Consider the following 4,800-nt stretch of genomic DNA (forward strand, 5'->3'; position numbering starts at 1 on the left):
CTCCATCTGCTGAGCACACCGGCCAATGCCGAGCAGTTGTTGCGGTCGATCGCTCAACTCGATGCGGGGGCTGGTCAGGAGCAGCGCCTTATCGAGAAATGAAGCTGGTTTTCGCACCTCTGGCGTGGGTCGATTATCTTTTCTGGCAGGAAACGGATCCAGCTTTGTGCCGGCGTATCAACGACTTGATCAAGGATGTGAGCCGCTCGCCCGTTAATGGGATTGGCAAACCGGAGCCGTTGGCGGGAAATCTGAGAGGCTGGTGGTCGCGGCGGATTGCCCGCGAACATCGGCTTGTCTATCGAGTGACCGGAACGGCCACCGATCAGGCGCTGGAGATTGCGATGTGTCGATTTCATTATGGCGCGTGACCCGCATTCCGCTAAACAGCTCAGGTCGCATTCGAGAACACCTCATGACCGATCTTCACATCCGCGAAGCCCAGGCTGCCGATCTGGAAGCCATCATCCGGCTCCACGAAGAAGATGCATTAGGGTCTCATGGCGACGCGTGGACCGCTGAGAACCGCGCGGCCTACGAGAAGGCGTTCGCCGCCATCGACCGGAGCCCCGACAATCGCCTGTTCGTGGCGCTCCTGGACGGCGAGGTGGTGGGCACCTTTCAGCTCACCTTCATCCCGAACCTCACCGGGCGGGGGGCTCTGCGGACCAAGGTCGAGAGCGTGAAGGTCAAGGGCAGCAAACGCTCGCACGGCATCGGCGCGCGCATGATGGAATTTGCCGCCGCCGAGGCCCGCGCGCGCGGCGCGAACCTTCTCGAGCTGACCTCAAACAAGGCCCGGAAGGACGCGCACCGGTTCTACGAGCGCATCGGCTATTCGCGCAGCCACGAGGGCTTCAAGAAAAAGCTCTAGGGTTTTGAAAGGTAGCAATTTTTCCAGCAAAAACTGACGTGTATTTGCTGAAAGAGATCGTGAACCTCTTCTACCTTCACCTCTTAACGCCTTCAGGCCTTTGGCGCCTTCATGCGCGCATTGCACTGGCTCCAGAATTTCGGCCATTTCGTTCCTGCCTCGATCTTGCCGCCGGCCTTGGCCTCTTTCCATTCGGCGCTGCATTTCGACATGCGCTCGCGGGTCGCCATCTGGGCGGCGCTCGGCTCCTTCTTCGGTTTCATGTCTGTTGCGGCAATTGCCGGGAGGGCGACGCAAAGCGACAGAGCGCCGGCGAGGGTGACACGCAGAATACCGTTGGGCATGGAGATCTCCGAAAGGGGCGCTGAATCGGCGCTTCAGACAGCTTCATATGAAACATTGAAACATGCAAGGCGCGCTCTAAGGGCGGTACACAGCGTCTACGACCTCGCGGAAGCGCCCCGTCCTGGGCACATGCGGCGGTTGCGAGAAGTGGGGGTGTCATGCGGGGCCGATTAGTCCTAGGCTTGACCCACACGTCCCCCAATCAGCCAGGAGAGACATGCTATGGCGGTTTCCGCCCAAAATCCTATCGACCTGTATTACTGGCCGACCCCGAACGGATGGAAGATCACCATCATGCTCGAGGAGGCCGGCCTGCCGTACACCGTGYATCCGGTCAATATCGGCAAGGGCGACCAGTTCAAGCCCGAGTTCCTGGCGATTTCGCCCAACAACAAGATGCCGGCGATCGTCGATCCCGAGGGGCCGGACGGAAAGCCCATCTCGGTCTTCGAGTCGGGCGCAATCCTGCAATATCTCGGCCGCAAGACCGGTCGCTTCTATCCCTCCGACGAGCGCCGGCGCGTGGAGGTGGAGCAATGGCTGTTCTGGCAGATGGGCGGCTTCGGCCCGATGCTCGGACAGACCCATCATTTCCGCATCTATGCGTCCGAAAAAGTCCCCTACGCCATCGACCGCTACACCAACGAGACCAACCGGCTCTACGGTGTGCTCGACAAGCAGCTCGCGGACCGCGCCTTTGTCGCCGGCGAGTATTCCATTGCCGATATGGCCATCTTCCCGTGGGCGAAGCTGTGGGAACGGCAGGGTCAGAATGTCGATGATTTCCCGAACGTGAAGCGATGGCTCGACGCGATGCTGAGCCGTCCGGCCGTCAGGCGAAGCATCGAGATCGGCGCGGAAGACCGCGGGGCGACCGACTTGAAGGACCCCGCCGTGCAGGCGATCCTGTTCGGCCAGAAGGCGCGATAAACGGAGCGGCGCTCCTTTCCCGAAGCGGAGAGGGGCGCCGGCTATTCCACGYGGGTCCAGATTTGCGACCGGCAGATCAGGCCGCCGAGGATGCAGCCGGACAGCTTCATTCCCCGACCGTCGAAGGTCGCCTTGCCCGAATAGGTCTTGCCGTCCCTGAAGCTGTAGAGCTGGCCGGTAAAGCCATCCCGCGCCGGCTTGATATCCCACATCATCTGCAATCCCACGAGGTCGCGTTCGCGCTTTCCCGGGTCGGGATTGTTGAGGTCCTTGGTCTGGCCCACCACCGAGATGATCCGCCCGCAATGGGTCGGTCCGCATTTTGCCACGCGGACGCGGGTTCGCCCGCTCTCGCTCACATAGATGCCGCTGGGGTCGGGGTTCTGCGCGAGGGCCGGGACTGTAAGACAGGCCAGTCCAACCGCGAAAGCTGCGACCCGCATGGCTTCCTCCCACTGTGACTTCCCAAGAAAACGATCGACAGGCGAAGAGTTTCCGGCTCGGAATGGTTTTCGTCAGAGAGGGGAGCAGCCCGGTTCGCAGATGCGAAAAGCCGCTTGAGGGCGGGGGTATGCGCGGCTATAAGCGCGCCACCTTCATTTTTTTCTTCTCAAGAGTGAGTTTCATGGCCACCGAGCGCACATTTTCCATCATCAAGCCTGACGCCACCGAGCGGAACCTGACCGGTGCCGTCAATGCAGTCATCGAGRAGGCCGGCCTGCGCATCGTTGCGCAGAAGCGCATTCTCATGAGCCGCCGCGAGGCCGAGACCTTCTACGCGGTCCACAAGGAACGCCCGTTCTTCGGCGAGCTGGTCGATTTCATGATCTCGGCTCCGGTCGTCGTTCAGGTCCTCGAGGGCGACAACGCCGTCGTGAAGTACCGCGAGATCATGGGCGCCACCAATCCGGAGAGCGCAGCCGAGGGCACGATCCGCAAGCTCTACGCCAAGTCCATCGGCGAGAACTCGGTGCATGGCTCCGACAGCCAGGAAAACGCCAAGATCGAGATCGCGCAGTTCTTCGCCGGCAACGAGATCGTCGGCTGAGGCCAAGCGCATCGCGCAACATCAAGGCCGCCCTCGGGCGGCCTTTTTTTTGTCCCGAGCCCGGCCGCGATTTTTTTGCCAAGTCTTAAGCCTCTTGCGAGGATGGCCTTGACCTCGCGCGGCGACGCTCTTCTTTAGTGCCATCGTATTGTTGCAACATGGAGTTCCGATGAGAACCGCCTTTCGCACGCTGTTGGCCGCCGTGGCCCTCACGGTGTCCGTCACCGCCGCCCTCGCTTCCGCCTCGAACACGCCGATCAATTACCAGCCCGATCCGGCCCTCAAGACCGAAACGCCCAGCCAATTGCAGGCGCGCATCCGGCAGGCCTGCGGGATCACCCAGGCCAAGATCCAGAACGTCAGCGAAACGTCCCTGTCGCGCAAATGCGATTGCTACGCGGGCCGGACGCTCCGCGCCATGAGCCCCGAGGAAGTCCAGTCTTATCGGGATACGGGAATCTTCAACGAAGCTGCGCGCGCCAAGGCGCTCTCGTCGCTCGATTCCTGCAAGTTGCAACGTCCCACGATGTGAGTGCGGCTGCCGGGGGATCGCAGACATCCGCCGGCGCTCCACCCTTCGGTGAAGATCACCCGGCCGTTCTCGAGCCGGGCTTTTCCCTCGCAGATCATCCGCAGCGCCCGCGGATAGATGAGATGTTCCTGCGCCAGCACGCGGGCGGCGAGGTCGGCGGCATTGTCGCCCGGAACCACCGGCACGACAGCCTGCGCGACGATGGGGCCGGCATCGAGCTCCGGCACCACGAAATGTACCGTGCAGCCATGGACGAGCACACCCGCTTCCAGCGCCCGCTGGTGGGTGTTGGTGCCGCGAAACAGCGGCAGGAGGGAGGGGTGGACATTGATCATCCGCCCGGCCCAGCGCTCCACGAACGCGCTCGTGAGAACCCGCATGAAGCCCGCCAGACAGATCAGGTCGATGTTTCTCGCAACGAGCGCCGCATCCAGGGCGGCGTCGAAGCCGGCGCGATCGGCGTAGGCCGTGTGATCGATGGCGAGAGCCTCGATTCCCGCCTCGCGGGCGAGCGCCAAACCGCCGGCATCGGGTCGATTGGAAAGGACGAGGGCGATTTCGCCCGGGAAGTCCGGCGCGCGCGCCGCGCCCATGAGCGACAGGCTGTTGGAACCGCGGCCCGAGATCAGGATGGCGATGCGCCGGCGCGTCATGAGAGCCTGAGGCGTCCCGAGGTGAGCACCTGCTCGCCGGTCTCATGCGCGACGGTCTCGCCGATCCGGACAGGGTTCTCGCCGGCCGCGCGAAGGTTCGCCATCACGCTGTCGGCAAGGTCCGCCGCCGCGACGACGATCATGCCGATGCCGCAATTGAACGTGCGCAGCATTTCGGCCTCGGCGACGCCGCCTGTGCGGGCAAGCCAGCCGAAGACCGGCGGGACCGGGATGGCGTCCAGATCGAGGCGAACGCCGACGCCGTCGGGAAGGACACGGGGGATATTATCGGGGAAGCCGCCCCCGGTGATATGCGCCAGCGCCTTGATGCCGGAGCCGGCTTTCATGGCGGCGAGAAGCGGCTTCACATAGATGCGGGTCGGGTCGAGCAGCGCCTCGCCGAGGCTGCGTCCCGGCG

Annotated in this window: 9 protein-coding genes; 5 read left to right on the top strand and 4 right to left on the bottom strand. The window is 63.1% G+C overall.

Features of this window, described 5'->3' with window-relative positions; all coding sequences use genetic code 11:
* Positions 1 to 98: 98 nt before the first annotated feature.
* Both AC1DVM_RS22455 and AC1DVM_RS22460 read left to right on the top strand, forming a co-directional pair.
* Positions 99 to 371 carry a Txe/YoeB family addiction module toxin gene (locus AC1DVM_RS22455; RefSeq protein WP_477258245.1) on the top strand — a complete coding sequence of 91 codons (273 nt, stop codon included), beginning with the start codon at positions 99 to 101 and terminating at the stop codon, positions 369 to 371.
* Positions 372 to 415: 44 nt separating this feature from the next.
* Positions 416 to 874: a GNAT family N-acetyltransferase gene (locus AC1DVM_RS22460; protein ID WP_477258247.1), complete on the top strand. Its 459-nt coding sequence runs from the start codon at positions 416 to 418 to the stop codon at positions 872 to 874.
* Between the two features lie 92 nt (positions 875 to 966).
* Here AC1DVM_RS22460 and AC1DVM_RS22465 read toward each other — a convergent pair whose 3' ends face one another.
* Positions 967 to 1,218 carry a hypothetical protein gene (locus AC1DVM_RS22465; protein ID WP_477258249.1) on the bottom strand — a complete coding sequence of 84 codons (252 nt, stop codon included), beginning with the start codon at positions 1,216 to 1,218 and terminating at the stop codon, positions 967 to 969.
* A 223-nt stretch (positions 1,219 to 1,441) separates the two neighbouring features.
* Between AC1DVM_RS22465 and AC1DVM_RS22470 the strand changes: the two genes are divergently transcribed.
* A complete protein-coding gene (locus tag AC1DVM_RS22470; protein WP_477258251.1) occupies positions 1,442 to 2,149 on the top strand; it encodes a glutathione S-transferase N-terminal domain-containing protein in 708 nt (235 codons plus the stop codon).
* Positions 2,150 to 2,190: 41 nt separating this feature from the next.
* Here AC1DVM_RS22470 and AC1DVM_RS22475 read toward each other — a convergent pair whose 3' ends face one another.
* A complete protein-coding gene (locus tag AC1DVM_RS22475) occupies positions 2,191 to 2,592 on the bottom strand; it encodes a DUF2147 domain-containing protein (RefSeq protein ID WP_477258253.1) in 402 nt (133 codons plus the stop codon).
* A gap of 182 nt (positions 2,593 to 2,774) precedes the next feature.
* Between AC1DVM_RS22475 and ndk the strand changes: the two genes are divergently transcribed.
* The gene (gene ndk / locus AC1DVM_RS22480) at positions 2,775 to 3,197 is read left to right on the top strand and encodes a nucleoside-diphosphate kinase (protein ID WP_477258255.1); all 423 of its coding nucleotides are present in this window, start codon (positions 2,775 to 2,777) and stop codon (positions 3,195 to 3,197) included.
* A gap of 169 nt (positions 3,198 to 3,366) precedes the next feature.
* Positions 3,367 to 3,729, top strand: a complete 363-nt coding sequence (locus AC1DVM_RS22485) for a hypothetical protein (protein ID WP_477258257.1) — start codon at positions 3,367 to 3,369, stop codon at positions 3,727 to 3,729.
* On the opposite strand, the gene purN is transcribed toward AC1DVM_RS22485, so the two are convergent.
* On the bottom strand, positions 3,639 to 4,382 hold the full coding sequence (purN, locus tag AC1DVM_RS22490) for a phosphoribosylglycinamide formyltransferase (protein ID WP_477258259.1): 744 nt from the start codon (positions 4,380 to 4,382) through the stop codon (positions 3,639 to 3,641). The two genes, AC1DVM_RS22485 and purN, sit on opposite strands and share 91 nt — an antisense overlap.
* On the bottom strand, positions 4,379 to 4,800 hold a 422-nt coding region (locus AC1DVM_RS22495), incomplete at its 5' end, for an AIR synthase-related protein (protein ID WP_477258261.1). The genes purN and AC1DVM_RS22495, both read right to left, overlap by 4 nt.

Source organism: Microvirga sp. P4_A5 (genome assembly GCF_056402495.1).

Coding starts and splice junctions, on each gene's coding strand:
- AC1DVM_RS22465 (WP_477258249.1), bottom strand. CDS start 1,218: ATGCCCAACGGTATTCTGCGTGTCACCCTCGCCGGCGCTCTGTCGCTT.
- purN (WP_477258259.1), bottom strand. CDS start 4,382: ATGACGCGCCGGCGCATCGCCATCCTGATCTCGGGCCGCGGTTCCAAC.
- AC1DVM_RS22455 (WP_477258245.1), top strand. CDS start 99: ATGAAGCTGGTTTTCGCACCTCTGGCGTGGGTCGATTATCTTTTCTGG.
- AC1DVM_RS22485 (WP_477258257.1), top strand. CDS start 3,367: ATGAGAACCGCCTTTCGCACGCTGTTGGCCGCCGTGGCCCTCACGGTG.
- AC1DVM_RS22460 (WP_477258247.1), top strand. CDS start 416: ATGACCGATCTTCACATCCGCGAAGCCCAGGCTGCCGATCTGGAAGCC.